Source organism: Mycolicibacter acidiphilus (genome assembly GCF_018455725.1).
Lineage (GTDB): Bacteria > Actinomycetota > Actinomycetes > Mycobacteriales > Mycobacteriaceae > Mycobacterium > Mycobacterium acidiphilum.
The window spans coordinates 88,492-107,994 of sequence record NZ_JAHCLR010000012.1 but is presented as its reverse complement, the minus strand read 5'-3'; the positions used below and the strand labels follow the sequence as shown (position 1 = coordinate 107,994).

The 19,503-nt window shown below is 69.8% G+C and carries 20 protein-coding genes and 1 tRNA gene; 14 read left to right on the top strand and 7 right to left on the bottom strand.

Annotated features, from left to right (window positions below; translation table 11 throughout):
• Positions 1 to 80 precede the first annotated feature (80 nt).
• From KIH27_RS08330 to KIH27_RS08310, 5 genes are read left to right on the top strand one after another with little or no spacing between them, the layout of a single operon-like run.
• Positions 81 to 737 (top strand): HAD-IA family hydrolase, encoded by a 657-nt coding sequence (locus KIH27_RS08330; protein ID WP_214092466.1) that lies wholly within the window; start codon positions 81 to 83, stop codon positions 735 to 737.
• Positions 730 to 1,209, top strand: coding sequence for a low molecular weight protein-tyrosine-phosphatase (locus KIH27_RS08325; protein WP_307856815.1), 480 nt, complete (start codon positions 730 to 732; stop codon positions 1,207 to 1,209). Before KIH27_RS08330 ends, KIH27_RS08325 begins: the two co-directional genes overlap by 8 nt.
• Positions 1,209 to 2,045 (top strand): SURF1 family cytochrome oxidase biogenesis protein, encoded by an 837-nt coding sequence (locus KIH27_RS08320; protein WP_214092464.1) that lies wholly within the window; start codon positions 1,209 to 1,211, stop codon positions 2,043 to 2,045. Before KIH27_RS08325 ends, KIH27_RS08320 begins: the two co-directional genes overlap by 1 nt.
• 45 nt (positions 2,046 to 2,090) lie before the next feature.
• On the top strand, positions 2,091 to 2,498 hold the full coding sequence (locus KIH27_RS08315; RefSeq protein ID WP_214092463.1) for an ArsR/SmtB family transcription factor: 408 nt from the start codon (positions 2,091 to 2,093) through the stop codon (positions 2,496 to 2,498).
• 6 nt (positions 2,499 to 2,504) lie between these two features.
• A complete protein-coding gene (locus KIH27_RS08310; protein WP_214092462.1) occupies positions 2,505 to 2,723 on the top strand; it encodes a zinc transporter Slc39a7 in 219 nt (72 codons plus the stop codon).
• 3 nt (positions 2,724 to 2,726) lie between these two features.
• Here the strand turns inward: KIH27_RS08310 and KIH27_RS08305 are convergent.
• The 4 genes from KIH27_RS08305 to KIH27_RS08290 all read right to left on the bottom strand — a co-directional run bounded on the left by KIH27_RS08305 (position 2,727) and on the right by KIH27_RS08290 (position 4,486).
• A tRNA-Val gene (locus KIH27_RS08305) sits at positions 2,727 to 2,801 on the bottom strand.
• A gap of 115 nt (positions 2,802 to 2,916) precedes the next feature.
• Positions 2,917 to 3,372, bottom strand: a complete 456-nt coding sequence (locus KIH27_RS08300; RefSeq protein WP_214092461.1) for a peroxiredoxin — start codon at positions 3,370 to 3,372, stop codon at positions 2,917 to 2,919.
• The gene (locus KIH27_RS08295) at positions 3,372 to 3,794 is read right to left on the bottom strand and encodes a DUF3052 domain-containing protein (protein WP_214092460.1); all 423 of its coding nucleotides are present in this window, start codon (positions 3,792 to 3,794) and stop codon (positions 3,372 to 3,374) included. Before KIH27_RS08295 ends, KIH27_RS08300 begins: the two co-directional genes overlap by 1 nt.
• A gap of 116 nt (positions 3,795 to 3,910) precedes the next feature.
• On the bottom strand, positions 3,911 to 4,486 hold the full coding sequence (locus KIH27_RS08290; protein WP_307856814.1) for an Rv2240c family protein: 576 nt from the start codon (positions 4,484 to 4,486) through the stop codon (positions 3,911 to 3,913).
• 218 nt (positions 4,487 to 4,704) lie between these two features.
• Here KIH27_RS08290 and aceE point away from each other — a divergent pair, with 218 nt between their 5' ends.
• The 7 genes from aceE to KIH27_RS08255 all read left to right on the top strand — a co-directional run bounded on the left by aceE (position 4,705) and on the right by KIH27_RS08255 (position 14,262).
• Positions 4,705 to 7,494, top strand: a complete 2,790-nt coding sequence (gene aceE / locus KIH27_RS08285; protein WP_214092459.1) for a pyruvate dehydrogenase (acetyl-transferring), homodimeric type — start codon at positions 4,705 to 4,707, stop codon at positions 7,492 to 7,494.
• Between the two features lie 43 nt (positions 7,495 to 7,537).
• Positions 7,538 to 8,833 carry a PucR family transcriptional regulator gene (locus KIH27_RS08280; protein WP_214092458.1) on the top strand — a complete coding sequence of 432 codons (1,296 nt, stop codon included), beginning with the start codon at positions 7,538 to 7,540 and terminating at the stop codon, positions 8,831 to 8,833.
• Positions 8,834 to 8,980: 147 nt separating this feature from the next.
• The gene (locus KIH27_RS08275) at positions 8,981 to 9,889 is read left to right on the top strand and encodes an ACP S-malonyltransferase (RefSeq protein ID WP_214092457.1); all 909 of its coding nucleotides are present in this window, start codon (positions 8,981 to 8,983) and stop codon (positions 9,887 to 9,889) included.
• Positions 9,890 to 9,969: 80 nt separating this feature from the next.
• Positions 9,970 to 10,269, top strand: coding sequence for a meromycolate extension acyl carrier protein AcpM (acpM, locus tag KIH27_RS08270; RefSeq protein WP_046287036.1), 300 nt, complete (start codon positions 9,970 to 9,972; stop codon positions 10,267 to 10,269).
• The gene (gene kasA, locus KIH27_RS08265; RefSeq protein WP_214092456.1) at positions 10,270 to 11,520 is read left to right on the top strand and encodes a 3-oxoacyl-ACP synthase KasA; all 1,251 of its coding nucleotides are present in this window, start codon (positions 10,270 to 10,272) and stop codon (positions 11,518 to 11,520) included.
• Positions 11,521 to 11,558: 38 nt separating this feature from the next.
• Positions 11,559 to 12,827, top strand: coding sequence for a KasA/KasB family beta-ketoacyl-ACP synthase (locus KIH27_RS08260; RefSeq protein WP_214092455.1), 1,269 nt, complete (start codon positions 11,559 to 11,561; stop codon positions 12,825 to 12,827).
• Positions 12,828 to 12,843: 16 nt separating this feature from the next.
• Positions 12,844 to 14,262, top strand: a complete 1,419-nt coding sequence (locus KIH27_RS08255; RefSeq protein ID WP_214092454.1) for an acyl-CoA carboxylase subunit beta — start codon at positions 12,844 to 12,846, stop codon at positions 14,260 to 14,262.
• Positions 14,263 to 14,341: 79 nt separating this feature from the next.
• On the opposite strand, the gene KIH27_RS08250 is transcribed toward KIH27_RS08255, so the two are convergent.
• Together KIH27_RS08250 and KIH27_RS08245 are read right to left on the bottom strand one after the other, a co-directional pair.
• Positions 14,342 to 15,865, bottom strand: a complete 1,524-nt coding sequence (locus KIH27_RS08250) for a glycerol-3-phosphate dehydrogenase/oxidase (protein ID WP_214092453.1) — start codon at positions 15,863 to 15,865, stop codon at positions 14,342 to 14,344.
• Positions 15,862 to 16,428 carry a TetR/AcrR family transcriptional regulator gene (locus tag KIH27_RS08245; RefSeq protein ID WP_250149772.1) on the bottom strand — a complete coding sequence of 189 codons (567 nt, stop codon included), beginning with the start codon at positions 16,426 to 16,428 and terminating at the stop codon, positions 15,862 to 15,864. The genes KIH27_RS08250 and KIH27_RS08245 overlap by 4 nt, the downstream gene beginning before the upstream one ends.
• A gap of 56 nt (positions 16,429 to 16,484) precedes the next feature.
• Between KIH27_RS08245 and KIH27_RS08240 the strand changes: the two genes are divergently transcribed.
• On the top strand, positions 16,485 to 18,065 hold the full coding sequence (locus tag KIH27_RS08240) for an FAD-binding oxidoreductase (RefSeq protein ID WP_372451326.1): 1,581 nt from the start codon (positions 16,485 to 16,487) through the stop codon (positions 18,063 to 18,065).
• On the top strand, positions 18,062 to 18,985 hold the full coding sequence (locus KIH27_RS08235) for a diacylglycerol kinase (protein WP_214092451.1): 924 nt from the start codon (positions 18,062 to 18,064) through the stop codon (positions 18,983 to 18,985). The genes KIH27_RS08240 and KIH27_RS08235 overlap by 4 nt, the downstream gene beginning before the upstream one ends.
• Here KIH27_RS08235 and KIH27_RS08230 read toward each other — a convergent pair.
• Complete coding sequence (locus KIH27_RS08230) at positions 18,966 to 19,487, bottom strand: DUF3145 domain-containing protein (protein WP_214092450.1); 522 nt, start codon at positions 19,485 to 19,487, stop codon at positions 18,966 to 18,968. The two genes, KIH27_RS08235 and KIH27_RS08230, sit on opposite strands and share 20 nt — an antisense overlap.
• Between the last annotated feature and the right edge of the window lie 16 nt (positions 19,488 to 19,503).

Here is a 19,503-nt window from a genome sequence, read left to right as displayed (position 1 = left end):
TCTGGCCCGACGAATGTATCGCAGGCTCGCACCGCAATCCCGCCCATTGCCACGTCTGCCGACCCAGGGACAATGGACCGGTGACCCGCACACTCTCCGGCACCCGGCCGCAGTTGGTGATCTTCGACCTGGACGGCACACTGACCGACTCCGCACCGGGCATCGTCGCCAGTTTCCGCCATGCGCTAGCACAGGTCGGCGCCGCGGTACCGGATGGGGATCTGGTGTCCCGGATCGTCGGGCCGCCCATGCTCCGCACGCTGACCGGGCTGGGCCTGGGTGCGCAGGCCGACGCGGCGATGGCCGCCTACCGGGCCGACTACACCAGTCGCGGCTGGGCGATGAACGGCCTGTTCGACGGGATCGCACCGCTGCTCGATGATCTGCGCGCAGCCGGGGTCCGGCTGGCGGTGGCGACGTCCAAGGCCGAACCGACCGCGCGGCGCATCCTGGCTCACTTCGACCTCGACGACCGGTTCGAAGTGATCGCCGGCGCCACTGTCGATGGGACGCGCTCGGCGAAAGCCGACGTGCTCTCCCACGCGTTGACCCAGTTGGCGCCGCTGCCGGAACGGGTCCTGATGGTCGGCGACCGCGTCGACGACGTCGACGGCGCCGCGGTGCACGGCATCGACACGGTGGTGGTCGGCTGGGGCTACGGCCGCGACGATCACCTCGGCGACGCGGCGGCGCGGGTCGCCGATGTCGCCGAACTGCGGGCGGTGCTCGGTGTCTGAGTCCGCCCTGCACGTCACGTTCGTCTGCACCGGCAACATCTGCCGCTCCCCGATGGCCGAGAAGATGTTCGCCCACCAGATCGCGCAGCGCGGCCTGAGCGACGTCGTGCGGGTGACCAGCGCCGGCACCGCCGGCTGGCACATCGGCAAGGGCGCCGATGAGCGCACCAACCGGGTGCTGGCCGCACATGGTTACCCCACCGAGCACCGCGCCGCGCAGTTCGGCGACGAGCACGCCGACGCCGACCTGGTGGTTGCACTGGCCCGCAACCACGTCCGGTTGCTGACGGGGCTGGGTGCGCCCGCCGAGCGGATCCGGATGCTGCGGTCCTTCGACCCGCGCTCGGGTGCGGTGCCGCCCGATGTCGACGACCCCTACTACGGCGAACTCGATGATTTCGAGGAGTCGTTCACGGTGATCTCCGCCGCGCTGCCAGGCCTGCACGCCTGGGTCGACGAGCGGCTCGGCTGATGCGGCGGTGGGCCTTCCTGTTCCGCCCGGGCTGGCTGGCCCTGGCGGCGACGGTGCTGGCCTTCGCCTACCTGTGCTTCACCGTGCTGGCCCCGTGGCAGCTGGGGAAGAACACCAGCACCTCGCGGGAGAACACCCAGATCGCCAATGCGGTGGACGCCGAACCGGTGCCGCTGACTTCGCTGCTGCCGCACCAGGATTCGGCAGCACCCGACGCGCAGTGGCGGCCGGTGACCGCGACCGGCCACTATCTGCCCGACGCGCAGGTGCTGGTCCGGCTGCGGGTGGTCGACGGCGTCCCGGCGTTCGAGGTGCTGGTGCCGTTCGCCGTCGAGCACGGGCCGACCGTGCTGGTCAATCGTGGCTACGTGCGACCACTGGAGGCGTCGAAGGTGCCGCCGATCCCGGCGCCGCCGGCCGGCACGGTCACGGTGACCGGCCGGCTGCGCGATCCCCAGCAGCAGATTCCGGGCAAGGATCCGTTCACCGAGAACGGGATACGGCAGGTGTACTCGATCAACACCGGACAGGTCACGGCGCTGACCGGGGTGCCGCTGACCGGGTCCTATCTGCAGTTGATCGCTGACCAGCCGGGCGGCCTGGGCGTGCTCACGCTGCCGCACCTGGACGCCGGGCCGTTCCTGTCCTACGGCATCCAGTGGATCGCGTTCGGGATCATCGCGCCGATCTGCCTGGGCTATTTCCTGTACTCCGAGATCCGCGTCCGCCGCGCGGAACACGCTGCGGCTCAAGGCGACGCCGACGGCGCCGACGACGCTCCCCCGCCGATGACCGTCGAGCAGAAGCTCGCCGACCGCTACGGGCGCCGTCGCTGAATCCAGCGTTGACAGCGCGCACCCCCAGCGATCTATTATCTGCGTATGCATGCAGATAACGGTAAAGCCGAGCGGCTGCCCGACGATCAGGTCGCCCTGGTCGTCGAGGTGTTCCGGATGCTGGCCGACGCCACCCGGGTGCAGGTGCTCTGGGCGCTGACCAGCAGCGAACTGTCGGTCAACGAGCTCGCCGATCACATCGGCAAACCGGCCGCGTCGGTCTCCCAGCACCTGGCGAAACTGCGGATGGCGCGACTGGTCCGCACCCGCCGGGAGGGCACCACGATCTTCTACAGCATGGAGAACGAGCACGTCTGCCAGCTGGTCACCGACGCCGTTTTCAACGCCGAACACGCCGGCCCCGGGGTGCCGCCGCACCACCGCGCCGCCCACAACTTGCACCCGCAAGCGCTACCCGACCACGGGCAGCGAAGCATCGAACCGAGGAGATGAGAGACGATGTCGCACCACAACCACGAGCAGGAACACGACCACACCGCCCCACATGCGCACGAGCACACGCACGGCGACCTGACGCACACGCACCTGCACGACACACATGAGCACGACCACGTCGAGCACGCCCACGAACACACCCACGACGACGGGACCGTGCACAGCCACCCGCATGTGCACCAGGTGGGCCTGGAAGAGGCTGGGCACGCGCACACCCACTGATCCTGGTGGGCGCGGACGGTATCGAACCGCCGACCGCTGGTGTGTAAAACCAGAGCTCTACCACTGAGCTACGCGCCCCTGCCTCGGGCAGGTTACCCGCCGGGATGCCCGGCTCCCAAACCGCGAGCGTGCACAGTTCTCCGGCACCACCTGGCGAAACGCCGGTGAACTGTGCACGGTCGCGCAGAAAGAACTACCCCGTCAACGCCGCCAGCGCGTCCAGCCACAGCTGCTGGTCGCGGGCCTCGCCGGGTTGTTTCATCTCGGCGAACCGGATGATCCCGGACTTATCCACGACGAACGTGCCGCGGTTGGAGAAGCCGGTGTCGTCGTTGAACACCCCGTAGGCCTGGCTGATCGCGCCGTGCGGCCAGAAATCCGACAGCACCGGGAACAGGAACCCGCTCTCGGCGGCCCAGATCTTGTGGGTCGGCGGCGGCCCGACCGAGATCGCTAGCACCGCGTGTTCGTCGTAGCTGGGCAGCGAGTCACGCAGCTGATCCAGTTCGCCCTGACAAATGCCGGTGAATGCCAGCGGGAAGAACACCAGCAGGACGTCCTTGTCGCCGCGAAACCCGCTCAGGGTGACCGGCTGCTGGTTCTGGTCGCGCAGGGTGAAATCGGGTGCCGGTGTGCCGACAGCCAGCATCAGCGCTTGCCCGCACGGGATTTAGGCTGCACCAGCCGGCTGGCGCTCCAGTCACCGAGATTCACCGACGAGGTCGGCATCAGCCCGGCGGTCGGCGCGGCCTCAGCGATCTCCGCGGGCTGGACGTGCCCGGCCCGGCCGGTCTTGGGCGTCAGCACCCAGATCACCCCGTCGTCGGCCAGCGAGGCGATCGCGTCCATCAACGTGTCCACCAGGTCACCGTCGCCGTCGCGCCACCACAGCAGCACCACATCGACGACCTCGTCGGTGTCCTCGTCGAGCAGCTCACTGCCGCAGGCCTCTTCGACATCCCCGCGGATGTCGTCGTCAGCGTCGTCGTCCCAGCCCCACTCCTGGACAACCTGTTTGCTCTCGATACCCAGCTTTCGGGCGTAGTTCGAGACGCTATCCGCCGCGACCACCGTGCAACCTCCTTCGATCGTCAGCGCGCCGTGTACTGGGCATCATCGTTGCACAGCACCGCACGTCGCAGATGGAAAAACCACCGGGTGCAAGGGATTCCCGCCGCCCGGAACGCTCAGAACGTCTTGCACAGCTGCATCCCCTTCACCCGGGCGTTGTTGAGTTCGTCCTTGCGGGCGTTGTAGACCGAGATGGGCGCCTTGCCCGAAATCGCGGTGGCCAGCGTGCGCGCGGCCTCCACGTAGGCGTTGAGCGCATCCCGAAGCTCCGATGACAGCTTGTCGTTGACGGCCTCCGCGGTCACGTCGGCACTGTGGTTGAGCGCGTCGGCGGCCGGGCCGGCGGTGCCGGCGATGTCCCCGCCGTTGTTGAAGGCCGCCACATACTTGTTCACCGTCTGGATGGCGTCGTCACTGGCCGAAGCGAACTTGCCACAGGAACCCCGCACCGCCTGGGTGGTCATCGCCTGCTGACGCTCGGTCTCCCGGATGCTCGACGTCACCTCCGAGGCCGACACCGAGGCGCGGTACAGCGGCGCCGCCGACGAGTCCGCCTCCGGGTTGCCGCCGACGATGTTGGTGCAGCCGACGACCCCGATCGCCAGCGCAGCGACCACCCCGGCCGCCTGGGCTGTGATCCGTACGCGCCGACGCAGCCGCTCACGCGGCGCAGTCGGCGATCCCGTCAGCACGATGTCAGACGTTACCGCTTACCCGGCACCGTCACCCCGGTGGGCCGAAATCCCCTTCCGACCAGCCCACCAAGCGGTTGGGCGGCAGCCTCCGCCACCATCGCCGGCGACGCCACACGGTAGAAAAGACGGTGACCGACGGCGAATCGATCGGTCCGGTGTCAGCTCAGCCACAAGCCGGGCGACACCGCTGATTCCTCCAACCAGGGAGTAATGCGTTGACCATCGAGTTCGCGGGTCAGGATCTGACCAAAAACTCAAGCGGCACAGGCGAAGCCGACCGCGTCCGGGTGATCCGTGAGGGTGTCGCCTCCTACCTGCCCGACATCGACCCCGACGAGACCGGCGAATGGCTGGAGTCGTTCGACGAACTGGTGTCGCGCTCCGGCCCGGCGCGGGCCCGCTACCTGATGCTGCGGCTGCTGGAGCGCGCCGGTGAGCAGCGGGTGTCGATCCCGGCGCTGACCTCGACCGACTACGTCAACACCATCCCCACCGAACTGGAGCCGTGGTTCCCCGGCGACGAGGAGACCGAGCGGCGCTACCGGGCCTGGATCCGCTGGAACGCAGCGGTGATGGTGCACCGCGCCCAGCGACCGGGAGTCGGTGTGGGCGGCCACATTTCGACCTACGCATCGTCGGCGTCGCTCTACGAGGTCGGCTTCAACCACTTCTTCCGGGGCAAGAACCACCCCGGCGGCGGCGACCAGGTGTTCATCCAGGGGCACGCTTCCCCCGGCATCTACGCCCGGGCCTTCCTGGAGGGGCGCCTGTCGGCGGACCGGCTCGACGGCTTCCGCCAGGAGCACTCGCACCCGGGCGGCGGACTGCCGTCCTACCCGCACCCGCACCTGATGCCGGACTTCTGGGAGTTCCCGACGGTGTCGATGGGGCTGGGTCCGATGAACGCCATCTACCAGGCCCGGTTCAACCACTACCTGCATGACCGCGGCATCAAGGACACCTCCGACCAGCACGTGTGGGCCTACCTGGGCGACGGCGAGATGGACGAGCCGGAGAGTCGGGGCCTGCTGCACGTCGCCGCACTGGAGGGCCTGGACAACCTGACGTTCGTCATCAACTGCAACCTGCAGCGCCTGGACGGCCCGGTGCGCGGCAACGGCAAGATCATCCAGGAGCTGGAGTCGTTCTTCCGCGGCGCCGGCTGGAACGTCATCAAGGTGGTGTGGGGCCGGGAGTGGGACGCCCTGCTGCACGCCGACAAGGACGGCGCGCTGGTCAACCTGATGAACGCCACCCCCGACGGCGACTACCAGACCTACAAGGCCAACGACGGCGGCTACGTGCGGCAGCACTTCTTCGGCCGCGACCCGCGGACCAAGGCGCTCGTCGAGGACATGTCCGACGCCGACATCTGGCACCTCAAGCGCGGCGGGCACGACTACCGCAAGATCCACGCGGCCTACGCCTCCGCGCTGGCGCACAAGGGCCAGCCGACGGTGATCCTGGCCAAGACCATCAAGGGCTACAGCCTGGGCTCGTACTTCGCCGGCCGCAACGCCACCCACCAGATGAAGAAGTTCCGGCTGCAGGACCTCAAGGACTTCCGCGACGAGATGCGGATCCCGATCACCGACGCCCAGTTGGAGGAGAACCCCTACCTGCCGCCGTACTTCCACCCCGGCGACGACGCCCCCGAGATCCGCTACCTGCGCGAGCGGCGCCAGGCCCTCGGCGGGTTCGTGCCGCAGCGCCGCACCCAGGCGCAGCCGCTGACGCTGCCCGGCATCGACGCCTACAAGGCGGTCCGGCAGGGCTCCGGCACCCAGGAGGTCGCCACCACCATGGCGACCGTGCGGGTGTTCAAAGAACTGTTGCGGGACAAGAACATCGGACCACGGATCGTGCCGATCATCCCCGACGAAGCGCGCACCTTCGGGATGGACTCCTGGTTCCCCAGCCTGAAGATCTACAACCGCAACGGGCAGCTCTACACCTCGGTCGACGCCGACCTGATGCTGGCCTACAAGGAGAGCGAAGTCGGCCACATCCTGCACGAGGGGATCAACGAGGCCGGCTCGACGGCGTGCTTCACCGCGGTCGGGACGTCGTATGCCACCCACGACGTGCCGATGATCCCGCTGTACATCTTCTACTCGATGTTCGGCTTCCAACGCACCGGCGACGGGCTGTGGGCGGCGGCCGACCAGATGGCCCGCGGCTTCGTGCTCGGCGCCACCGCCGGGCGCACCACGCTGACCGGTGAGGGCCTGCAGCACGCCGACGGCCATTCGCTGCTGCTGGCGTCGACCAACCCGGCGGTGGTCGCCTACGACCCGGCATTCGCCTACGAGGTCGCCCACATCATCGACAGCGGCCTGCACCGGATGTTCGCCCAGAACCCGGAGAACGTCTACTTCTACATCACGATCTACAACGAGCCCTACGCCCAGCCGGCCGAACCGGAGGGCTTCGACCCGACCGGCCTGCTGCGCGGCATCTACCGCTACCAGGCGGCGGCCGAGGCGCGGACGCACACCGCCCAGATCCTGGCGTCCGGGGTGGCGATGCCCGAGGCGCTGCGCGCCGCCGACCTGCTGGCCGCCGAGTGGGACGTCGCCGCCGACGTCTGGTCGGTGACCAGCTGGGGTGAGCTGAACCGGGACGGGGTGAGCGTCGAGCGCGAGCGGCTGCGCCACCCGGAGCGGCCGGCCCCGGTGCCGTACGTGACCCAGGCGCTGACCGGGGCGACCGGGCCGGTGGTCGCGGTGTCGGACTGGATGCGCGCGGTGCCCGAGCAGATCCGGCCCTGGATTCCGGGCCGCTACGTCACGCTGGGCACCGACGGGTTCGGCTTCTCCGACACCCGCCCGGCAGCCCGGCGGTACTTCAACACCGACGCCGAATCGGTGGTGGTGGCGGTGCTGGTGGCGCTGGCCCAGAACGGTGCCGTCGACCCGTCGGTACCGGTGGCGGCAGCGGCGAAGTACCGCATCGACGACGTCATGGCGGCGCCGGAGCAAACCTCCGACCCGGGTGTCGCCTAACGATTTGTTGGGAGCATCCAGACATTCGGCGTACGTTTTAGGGATGGTCGACAACAGCGCCGCTGGCCCCGCCCTGCCGCGATCCACCCTGGATCTGCTGGGCGCGGTGCCGGAGACGCTGCTGCGGCGGCTGAAGCACTACTCGGGACGGTTGGCCACCGAGGCGGTGAACGTGCTCGGCGAACGCCTGCCGTTCTTCGCCGACCTGGAGGCGTCCCAGCGCGCCAGCGTGGCCCTGGTGGTGCAGACCGCCGTCGTCAACTTCGCCGAGTGGATGAACAACCCGCACGGCAACGTCAGCCACACGGCGCAGGCGTTCGAGTTGGTGCCGCAGGATCTGACCCGGCGGATCGCGCTGCGTCACACCGTCGACATGGTGCGGGTCACGATGGAGTTCTTCGAGGAGGTGGTGCCGCTGCTGGCCCGTTCGGAGGAGCAGACGACGGCGCTGACGGTCGGCATCCTCAAATACAGCCGGGACCTGGCGTTCACCGCCGCCACCGCCTACGCCGACGCCGCCGAGGCCCGCGGCACCTGGGACTCCCGGATGGAGGCCAGCGTCGTCGACGCGGTGGTGCGCGGCGACACCGGGCCCGAACTGCTGTCCCGGGCCGCGGCGCTGAACTGGGACACCACCGCGCCGGCCACCGTCGTCGTCGGCACCCCACCGGCCGGCCAGGACGCCTATGCCAGCGAGAAGGCCGCGCAGGACGTCCGCGACATCGCCACCGGTCACGGCCGCGCCGCGCTGACCGACATCCACGGCACCTGGCTGGTCGCGATCGTGTCCGGGCCGCTGTCGCCGACCCAGAAGTTCTTCGCCGACCTGCTCGGGGCGTTCTCCGACGGCCCGGTGGTGATCGGTCCGACCGCGCCGACGCTGACGGCGGCCTACCACAGCGCCAGCGAGGCGATCTCCGGGATGAACGCCGTGGTCGGCTGGCCCGGGGCGCCCCGACCGGTACTGGCCCGCGAACTACTCCCCGAGCGGGCCCTGACCGGCGACGCGTCGGCGATCGCGGCGCTGCACTCCGACGTGATGCGGCCACTGGCCGACGCCGGACCGGCCCTGACCGAGACCCTGGACGCCTACCTGGACTGCGGCGGGGCGATCGAGGCGTGCGCCCGCAAGTTGTTCGTTCATCCAAACACCGTCCGCTACCGGCTCAAGCGGGTCGCCGACTTCACCGGACGCGACGCCACCCAACCGCGGGACGCCTACGTCCTGCGGGTGGCCACCACCGTGGGCCGGCTGGCGAATCAGGCGGAACACACCAGCTTCAGCGAGACGGACGTGACGCACACCATGTCGGGGACCGTCGCCACTCGGGTCACTTAAGGAGTCGTCCGTCCCCCGGTTGTCGCGGCCCGGTATCGAAGACGTCGCATCGGATGGCAGTTTTGTAGGGACTCCACAAAAACTTAAGACAATGTTCATAATCTAGGACATCCTGCAAATCGCGTCTCACAATGTTTTCTTAAAGACGTGATTGCGTTGCTCGCTCCCGGACAGGGATCGCAGACCCCCGGCATGCTGTCGCCGTGGCTCGAACTGCCCGGCGCCGGCGACCAGCTGGCCGCCTGGTCGCAGATCAGCGGCCTGGACCTGGTCCAACTGGGCACCACCGCGACGGCCGAGGAGATCACCGACACGGCGGTCACCCAGCCGCTCGTCGTAGCGGCCACCCTGCTCGCGCACGGCGAGCTCACCAAGCGCGGCCTGCTCGCCGGCGCCGACACCGTGGTCGCCGGCCACTCGGTCGGTGAGATCGCCGCCTACGCCATCGCCGGTGTCATCAGCGCCGACGACGCGGTGATGCTGGCCGCCACCCGCGGCGCCGAGATGGCCAAGGCCTGCGCGGTCGAGCCGACCGGGATGGCCGCAGTGCTCGGCGGCGACGAGGCCGAGGTGCTGGCCCGCCTGGAGCAGCTCGACCTGATCCCCGCCAACCGCAACGCCGCCGGCCAGATCGTGGCCGCCGGCCGCATCGACGCGCTGGACAAGCTCGCCGAGGACCCGCCGGCCAAGGCCCGGGTCCGCAAGCTGGCCACCGCCGGTGCGTTCCACACCCAGTTCATGGCGCCGGCGCTGGACGGTTACGCAGCCGCCGCCGCCAAGGTGACCACCTCTGAACCCACTGCCATGCTGCTGTCCAACCTGGACGGGCAGCCGTTGCCGTCGGCGGCCGCGGCGATGGACCAGCTGGTCGCACAGCTGACCCGGCCGGTGCGCTGGGACCTGTGCACCGAGACGCTCCGCCAGCGGGGTGTCACGGCGCTCGTGGAGTTCCCGCCCGCGGGGACCCTCACCGGGATCGCCAAACGTGAACTTCGGGGGGTGCCGACGCACGCCGTCAAATCCCCCGCAGACCTGGACGGGCTCACCGAGCTGTAGCGCCCGCTCCAACCTGCACCACCAGAAACGCAGTAAGAGCCGCGCAACCGCGCGGGGACCATATCGAAGGGAATAGCACTGTGGCTGCCAGCCAGGAAGAAATCATCGCCGGTCTCGCCGAGATCATCGAAGAGGTGACCGGTATCGAGCCGAGCGAGGTCACCGTCGAGAAGTCGTTCGTCGACGACCTGGACATCGACTCGCTGTCGATGGTCGAGATCGCGGTGCAGACCGAGGACAAGTACGGCGTGAAGATCCCCGACGAGGACCTCGCCGGCCTGCGCACCGTCGGCGACGTCGTCGGCTACATCCAGAAGCTCGAGGCCGAGAACCCCGAGGCCGCTGCCGCGCTGCGCGAGAAGTTCGGTTCGGAGAGCTAAGTGAGCAAGCCTTCTACGGCCAACGGCGGTTACCCCTCTGTGGTGGTAACCGCCGTTGAGGCAACCACATCGATCGCCGCGGACATCGACGGTACGTGGAAGGGTCTGCTGGCCGGCGAGAGCGGCATCCGTACCCTCACCGGTGAATTCACCGAGAAATGGGATCTGCCGGTCAAGATCGGCGGTCAGCTCAAGGACCCGGTCGACGACCACATGGGCCGGCTGGACCTGCGCCGCATGTCGTACGTGCAGCGGATGTCCAAACTGCTCAGTGAGCGACTCTGGTCGAACGCCGGCACGCCGGACGTCGACAAGGACCGGCTCGCGGTCGTCATCGGCACCGGCCTGGGCGGCGGCGAGAAGATCGTCGAGACCTACGACCTGATGAACGAGGGCGGCCCCCGCAAGGTGTCCCCGCTCGCGGTGCAGATGGTCATGCCCAACGGTGCGGCTGCGGTCGCCGGGCTGGCACTCGGCGCCCGCGCCGGGGTCATCACGCCGGTCTCGGCGTGTTCGTCGGGCTCGGAGGCCATCGCCCACGCCTGGCGGCACATCGTGATGGGCGACGCCGACATGGTCGTCTGCGGTGGTGTGGAGGGCATGATCGAGGCGCTGCCGATCGCGGCGTTCTCGATGATGCGCGCCATGTCCACCCGCAACGACGAGCCGGAGAAGGCGTCGCGGCCGTTCGACAAGGACCGGGACGGCTTCGTGTTCGGTGAGGCCGGCGCGATGATGATCATCGAGACCGAGGAGCACGCCAAGGCTCGCGGCGCCAAGCCGCTGGCCCGACTGCTGGGCGCGGGGATCACCTCCGATGCGTTCCACATGGTGGCTCCCGGACCCGACGGCAAGCGGGCCGGTCAGGCCATGAAGCGGTCGCTGGAGTTGGCCGGTATCTCGGCCTCCGACATCGACCACATCAACGCGCACGGCACGGCCACCCCGATCGGCGACACCGCCGAGGCGAACGCCATCCGGGAAGCCGGATGCCAGAACGCCGCGGTGTACGCGCCGAAGTCGGCACTGGGCCACTCCATCGGAGCGGTCGGTGCGCTGGAGTCGGTGCTGACGGTGCTCACGCTGCGTGACGGGGTCATCCCGCCCACGCTGAACTACGAGACGCCGGATTCGGAGATCGACCTGGACGTGGTGGCGGGCGAACCCCGTTACGGCGACTACCAGTACGCGATCAACAACTCGTTCGGTTTCGGCGGGCACAACGTGGCGCTCGCGTTCGGGAAGTACTGATACCGAACCCATCTCAAGAGAAGGAACGTGCAATACCCATGTCAACGCTGGCTACAGGCAACGGTTTTCCCAACGTCGTCGTCACCGGTTTTGCCATGACGACCGCTCTGGCCGCCGACGCAGAAGAAACCTGGAAGAAACTGCTCGACGGCCAGAGCGGAATTCGTACGCTCACTGATGATTTCGTCACGAAGTACGACCTGCCGGTCCGGATCGGCGGCCACATGGTCGAGACCCCGGAATCCTTCGACGAGGGCCTGACCCGCATCGAGTCGCGCCGGCTGGCCTACCTGCAGAAGGTGGCGCTGGTGATGGGCCGGCGGGCCTGGGCGAACGCCGGCTCGCCGGAGGTCGACACCCGACGACTGCTGGTGTCGGTCGGGACCGGGCTCGGCTCCACCGAAGAGCTGGTCTTCGCCTACGACGGCATGCGGGAGCGCGGCATCTCCGCGGTCTCCCCGCTGACCGTGCAGAAATACATGCCCAACGCCGCGGGTGCGGCCATCGGGCTGGACCGCAAGGCCCGCGCCGGTGTGCTGACGTCGATCTCGGCGTGCGCGTCCGGGTCAGAGGGCATCGCCCGCGCCTGGCAGCAGATCGTGCTCGGCGAGGCCGACATCGCGATCTGCGGCGGGATCGAGCAGCGCATCGAGGCGGTGCCGATCGCCGGCTTCGCCCAGATGCGGATCGTGCTGTCCAACTCGAACGACGACCCGGCAGGCGCCTGCCGGCCGTTCGACCGCGACCGCAACGGATTCGTGTTCGGCGAGGCCGGGGCGCTGCTGGTCATCGAGACCGAGGAGCACGCCAAGGCTCGCGGCGCGAACATCATCGCCCGGATCATGGGCGCCGGCCTCACCTCGGACGGCTACCACATCGTGGCGCCGGACCCCGACGGCGCGCAGGCCGGTTACGCGATGCAGCGCGCGATCCAGCTGGCCGGGCTGACCCCGGCCGACATCGACCACGTCAACGCGCACGCCACCGCCACCACGGTCGGTGACATCGCCGAGGCGCACGCCATCGACACCGCCCTGGGCAAAGGCGGCGGCCACGCCGCGGTGTACGCGCCGAAGTCCGCGCTGGGCCACTCGGTCGGCGCAGCCGGCGCGGTGGAGTCCATCCTGACCGTGATGGCCCTGCGCGACCAGGTGATCCCGCCGACGCTCAACCTGAAGCACCTCGACCCGGAGGTCGACCTGGACGTGGTGGCCGGCGAGCCCCGCCCCGGCAAGTACGACTACGCGATCAACAATTCGTTCGGATTCGGCGGGCACAACGTCGCCCTCGTCTTCGGCCGGTACTGAGTTAAGGAGAACCGCGATGACGACCATGGCACCGGAGACGATCGGCGAATCGCTCGACCCGCGTGACCCGCTGCTGAGGCTGTCGACGTTCTTCGACGACGGCACCGTGGAACTGCTGCACGAGCGGGACCGCTCCGGCGTGCTCGCCGCCGCCGGCACCGTCAACGGGGTCCGCACGGTGGCGTTCTGCACCGACGGCACCGTGATGGGCGGCGCCATGGGCATCGACGGCTGCCGGCACATCGTCAACGCCTACGACACCGCGATCGCCGAGCAGTCCCCGATCATCGGGCTGTGGCACTCCGGCGGCGCAAGGCTGGCCGAGGGAGTCAAGGCGCTGCACGCCGTCGGGCTGGTCTTCGAGGCGATGATCCGGGCGTCCGGCTACATCCCGCAGATCTCGGTGGTCGTCGGCTTCGCCGCCGGCGGCGCCGCCTACGGGCCGGCGCTGACCGACGTGATCGTGATGGCACCGGAGGGCCGGGTGTTCGTCACCGGTCCCGACGTGGTGCGCAGCGTCACCGGCGAGGACGTCGACATGGCGTCGCTGGGCGGCCCGGACACCCACCACCGCAAGTCCGGGGTCTGCCACATCGTGGCCGACGACGAACTCGACGCCTACGAGCGCGGCCGCCGGCTGGTCGGATTGTTCTGCCAGCAGGGTCATTTCGACCGCGGCAAGGCCGAGGCCGGCGAGGTCGACCTGCACGCACTGCTGCCCGAGTCGGCTCGGCGCGCCTACGATGTGCACCCGCTGATCTCGGCGCTGCTGGACGACGGGCCGTTCGACGAGTTCCAGGCCAAGTGGGCGCCGTCGATCGTGGTGGGCCTGGGCCGGCTGGCCGGGCGTACCGTCGGCGTGATCGCCAACAACCCGCTGCGGCTGGGCGGCTGCCTGAACTCCGAAAGCGCCGAGAAGTCAGCGCGTTTCGTGCGGCTCTGCGACGCGTTCGGCATTCCGCTGATCGTGGTCGTCGACGTGCCGGGTTACCTGCCCGGCGTCGGCCAGGAGTGGGGTGGCGTGGTGCGCCGCGGCGCGAAGTTGCTGCATGCGTTCGGCGAGGCCACCGTCCCCCGCGTCACGCTGGTGACCCGGAAGACCTACGGCGGTGCCTACATCGCGATGAACTCGCGCTCGCTCAACGCCACCAAGGTGTTCGCCTGGCCGGACGCCGAGGTCGCGGTGATGGGCGCCAAGGCCGCGGTCGGCATCCTGCACAAGAAGAAGCTGGCCGCCGCGCCCGACCACGAGCGCGACGCGTTGCACGAGGAGCTGGCGCTCGAGCACGAGCGGATCGCCGGCGGGGTGGACAGCGCGATCGAGATCGGCGTCGTCGACGAGAAGATCGACCCGTCGCACACTCGCAGCAAGATCACCCAGGCGCTGGCCGAGGCGCCGGCGCGGCGCGGTCGCCACAAGAACATCCCGCTGTAAGGAGTCTCTCCCTTCCGCGAACGTGCAGAGTTCACCGGCAAATCCCCTGGTGGGGAAGGTCAACTGTGCACGTTCGGCGTCAGCTGGCCACGAACTCCCCCGCCACCTCGACCACGCGCTGCCGGTCGGCGTCCACCAGTCCGATCCGGGTGCGCCGGTCCACGACATCGTCGACGGTCAGTGCGCCCTCATGGCTGACCGCGTACTCGAATTCGGCACGGATGACGTCGATCCCGTCAGCGACCGGGTCACCGGGCCGCGGGCAGGTGGCTTCGGCGAGCACGGCCGGCGCCTCGGCGCCGTAGCGCGCCACCAAAGATGCCGGCAACCCCGCAGCCGTCGTGTCCGAGCCCGGATTGCCCGGCGCCCCGATCAGCGGCAGGTCGCGGGTGCGGCACGGCGCCGCGCGCAAGCCACGCAGCGCGATCGCCCGGTCCAGCACGTCTTGCGCCATGTACCGGTACTCGGTGAGCTTGCCCCCGATGATGCTGAGCACTCCGGAGTCCGATGCGACGACGGCATGTTCCCGGGACACGTCGGCGGTGCGTCCCTCCCCCGCGTCCACCAGCGGCCGCAGCCCGGCGTAGGCGCCGATGACGTCAGTCGCGGTCAGGGTGACACCGAGCGCCGTGTTGACGGTGGCCAGCAGGAAGTCGATCTCCGCTGAAGTCGGTTGTGCCACCTCGGGAACCGGGCCAGGCGCTTCCTCGTCGGTCAGCCCCAGGTAGACCCGGCCCAGCTGTTCTGGCATTGCGAACACGAACCGGTTCAGTTCTCCCGGGATCGGAACCGTCAGCGCGGCAGTCGGATTGCCGAACGCGGCGGCGTCGAACACCAGGTGCGTGCCGCGACTGGGCCGCAGTCGCAGCGCCGGATCGATGTCGGCGGCCCACACCCCGGTCGCGTTGATCACCGCGCGGGCGGCCACGTCGAACGACTCGCCGGTGCGCTGATCGGTCAGCCGCGCCGAGGTTCCGGTCGCATCGGATGCTGAGGTATAGGTCAGGATTTTCGCCCCGTGCTGGGCGGCGGTCCGCGCCACTGCGCACACCAGCCGGGCGTCGTCGATCAATTGGCCGTCGTAGGCCAGCAGTCCGCCGTCCAGGCCGTCCCGGCGCACGGTGGGGGCCAGTTCCGCGGCCCGCTGCGCCGAGATGCGGCGCGACCTCGGCAGCACGGCCGCCGAAGTGCCGGCCAGCCGGCGCAGCCCATCGCCGGCGAGAAAGCCGGTGCGCACCAGCGCCCGTTCGGCGCGGCGCATCGAGCCCAGCAGCGGCACCAGCTGCGGCATCGCGTGCACCAGGTGCGGGGCGGTGCGGGTCATCAGGATGCCGCGTTCGACCGCGCTGCGCCGGGCGATGCCGACGTTGCCGCTGGCCAGGTAACGCAGTCCGCCGTGCACCAGCTTGGAACTGAACCGGCTGGTGCCGAACGCCAGGTCGTGCTTCTCCACCAGCGCCACCGAAAGCCCGCGAGACGCCGCGTCCAGGGCGATGCCGGCGCCGGTGATGCCGCCGCCGATCACCAGCACATCCAGCGCGGCGCCGTCGGCGAGTGCGGCCAGGTCGGCGGTCCGACGTTGGGCATCGAGCCGAGCCGTCATGACAGGTATCCGTTCAGTGCGTAACCGAGCTCGGCGGCGAGCGCGTCGGCGTCCAGGACCGGTGCGACGAGCCGGGCGGACTGGATCGTGGACTGGGTGATCAGCTGCACCATCGCGGCGAGCCGCCGCGGATCCCCTACACGCACACTGCCCTCGCGCTGAGCCGCCTCGATCTCCGCCACCAGGACGTCGAAGACGACGTGCTGGCTGGTGCCCATCCGCTCCACGATGTAGACCATCGCCAGCTCCGGGTCGTGGTGCAGCACCGCCATGATCACCGGGTCGCACCGGAGCGACTCCGCGACCGCGACGATCCGCCCCACCAGCGCCGCGCGGCCGACTCCCGTCGACTGCACCTGCGCCAGTGCACCGGTGACCCGGGCGGTGAGCAGCGCGGCGAGGATCGAGCGGGTGTCCGGCCAGCGCCGGTAGACGGTCGGCCGGCTGATGCCGGCGCGGCGGGCGATCTCCGCGAGCGTCACCCGGTCGAATCCCATCGCGAGTACGCAGTCGGCCGCGGCGCCGAGGATCCGATCCTCGACGCTCACATCTTCGTTACACATTGACACGATATGTAATACTGTATCGCATGACGGGATCGGATGCACTGCTACCGCCGATGAAATGGAACGCCTGGGGCGACCCGGCCGCGGCCAAACCGCTCTCCGACGGGATCCGCGCGCTGCTGAAGCAAGCGCTCGGCGTCGACGGTTCGAGCGCACCCGAATCCGACCCGGCGCAGGTGCAACTGCGCCCGAGCGCACTGGGCGACACCGACCGCGAAGCCCTTGCGGCCATCGTCGGGACGGAACACTGCCGCACCGGCCACGACGACCGGCTGCTGCACGCCGGCGGCAAGTCGACGCTGGATCTGTTGCGCCGCAACGCACCCGGCGTTCAGGACGCCCCGGACGCGGTGCTGTTACCGGGCACCGAAACCGAGATCGCGGCGATCCTGGATCACTGCAGCCGGCACCGCATCGCGGTCGTCCCGTTCGGCGGCGGCACCAGCGTCGTCGGCGGCGTCGACCCGATCCGCGCCGGCTTCACCGCCGTCGTCGCGCTGGACCTGCGCCGCTTCGACCGGCTGCGCTCCCTGGACGAGGAGTCCGGGATCGCCGAGTTCGACGCCGGGGTCACCGGCCCGGACGCCGAACGCCTGCTGGGTGAGCGGGGCTTCTCCCTCGGCCACTTCCCGCAGAGTTTCCAGTACGCCACCCTCGGCGGCTTCGCGGCCACCCGCTCCTCGGGCCAGGACTCCGCCGGCTACGGCCGGTTCGACGACATGGTGCTCGGCGTGCACGCCGTCACCCCGATGGGCGTGCTCGACCTGGGTCGGGCGCCGGCGTCGGCGGCCGGCCCGGACCTGCGCCAGCTGCTGATCGGCTCGGAGGGGACGTTCGGAGTGATCACCCGGGTCCGGATCCGGGTGCACCCGGTGTCGGAGACCACCCGCTACGAGGCGTGGTCGTTCCCGGACTTCGCCACCGGTGCAGCGGCGCTGCGCGCGGTCACCCAGACCGGCACCGGCCCGACCGTCATCCGACTGTCCGACGAGGCCGAGACCGGGGTCAACCTGGCCACCACCGAGGCGATCGGCGAGCAGCAGATCACCGGCGGCTGCCTGGCGATCACGGTGTTCGAAGGCAGTGCGGCGCACACCAAGTCGCGGCACGACGAGACCGCCGCGGTGCTGATGGCGCACGGCGGCACGTCACTGGGCGAACCGGCCGCCCGGGCCTGGGAGCACGGCCGGTTCGGCGCCCCGTACCTGCGCGACTCGCTGCTGGCCGCCGGTGCGCTCTGCGAGACGCTGGAGACGGCGACCGACTGGGCAGGCGTCAACGCGCTGAAGGCAGCGGTCACCGAGGCGCTCAGCACCGCACTGGGTGAGTCCGGTACGCCCGCGCTGGTGCTGTGCCACATCTCGCACGTCTACCGCACCGGCGCTTCGCTGTACTTCACCGTGGTCGCCGGGCAGCGCGGGAACCCGATCGAGCAGTGGCGCAAGGCCAAAGCAGCCGCCTGCGACGCGATCACCGCGACCGGCGGCACGATCACCCACCATCATGCCGTCGGCGCCGACCACCGCCCCTGGATGCATACCGAGGTCGGCGATCTGGGAATAGCGCTGCTGCGGGCGGTGAAGGCGACCCTGGACCCGGCCGGAATCCTCAACCCCGGCAAGCTCATCCCGTGACCCAGCGCCAGATCGGCCGGGTCATTCTTGTCACCAACCCGGCGTCCGGGCACGGCAATGCGCCGCGGGCCACCGAGGCGGCGACTGCCCGATTCCAGCAGCGCGGCGTCGATGTGGTGCACGTCGTCGGCTCCGACGCCGCCCACGCCCGTCGGCTGCTGGAGGGCGCACTGGAGCACGGCGCCGACGCGGTGGTGGTCTGCGGCGGCGACGGCGTCATCGCCGAGACGCTGCAAACCCTGGCGGGCAACGACATTCCGCTGGGCATCGTGCCGGCCGGCACCGGCAACGACCACGCCCGCGAATACCGGATCCCCACCGGCGATCCGCGGGCCGCGGCCGACATCGTCGCGGACGGCTTCACCGAAACCGTCGATCTGGGCCATATTCGGCGCGACGACGGCACCACCAAGTGGTTCGGCACCGTGGCGGCAACGGGTTTCGACTCCCTGGTCAGCGATCGCGCGAACCGGATGCGCTGGCCGCGCGGCCGGATGCGCTACAACCTGGCGATGCTGGCCGAACTGTCGAAGCTGCGCCTGCTGCCGTTCCGGCTGGCGTTCGACGGCGGCGACGAGATCTGCATCGATCTGACGATGGCGGCGTTCGGCAACACCCGCAGCTACGGCGGCGGCATGCTGATCTGCCCGGGCGCCGATCACACCGACGGCCTGCTCGACGTGACGATGGTGCATTCGGCGTCACCGGCCAAGCTGATCCGGTTGTTCCCCACCGTCTTCAAGGGCACCCACGTCGACCTCGACGAGGTGACCACGCGGCGGGCGAAGTCGGTGCACGTGGACTGCCCGGGCATCAACGCCTACGCCGACGGCGACTGCGCCGGTGCGCTGCCCGCCGAGATCTCCGCGGTGCCGGGCGCGCTGCGGATTCTGCGGGCGCCTAACCCACGCCGCGACTGAGCCAGGACACCTCGGCGCCGTCGCCGCCGCCGCGGTAGGCCTCCAGGGCGTCGTCCCACGCGGTACCGAGCACCGACTCCAACTCCGCGGCCAGCGTGTCGGCGCCCTCCGCCATCAGCGCGCGCAGCCGCATCTCGCCGACCATCACGTCGCCGTTGGCGCTCATCGCCCCGCTCCACAGCCCCAGCTGCGGGGTGTGGCTGAACCGGTGACCGTCGACGCCGGCGCTGGGATCCTCGGTGACCTCGAACCGCAGCACCGACCAGGATCGCAGCGCGTTCGCCAGCCGCGCGCCGGTACCGACCGGCCCGACCCAGTTGACCTCCGCCCGCAATTGACCCGGCATCGCGGCCTGGGGCGTCCAATGGAGCTTGGCCGGGGTCGCGGGGGTACCCAGGGCCGAGGTCAGCGCCCACTCGACATGCGGGCACACCGCGGCAGGCGACGCGTGGATGTACACCACACCGCTGGTCACGTCGGCGAATTGGTTCGACGCACGCATCAGTTGCTCCTTACAG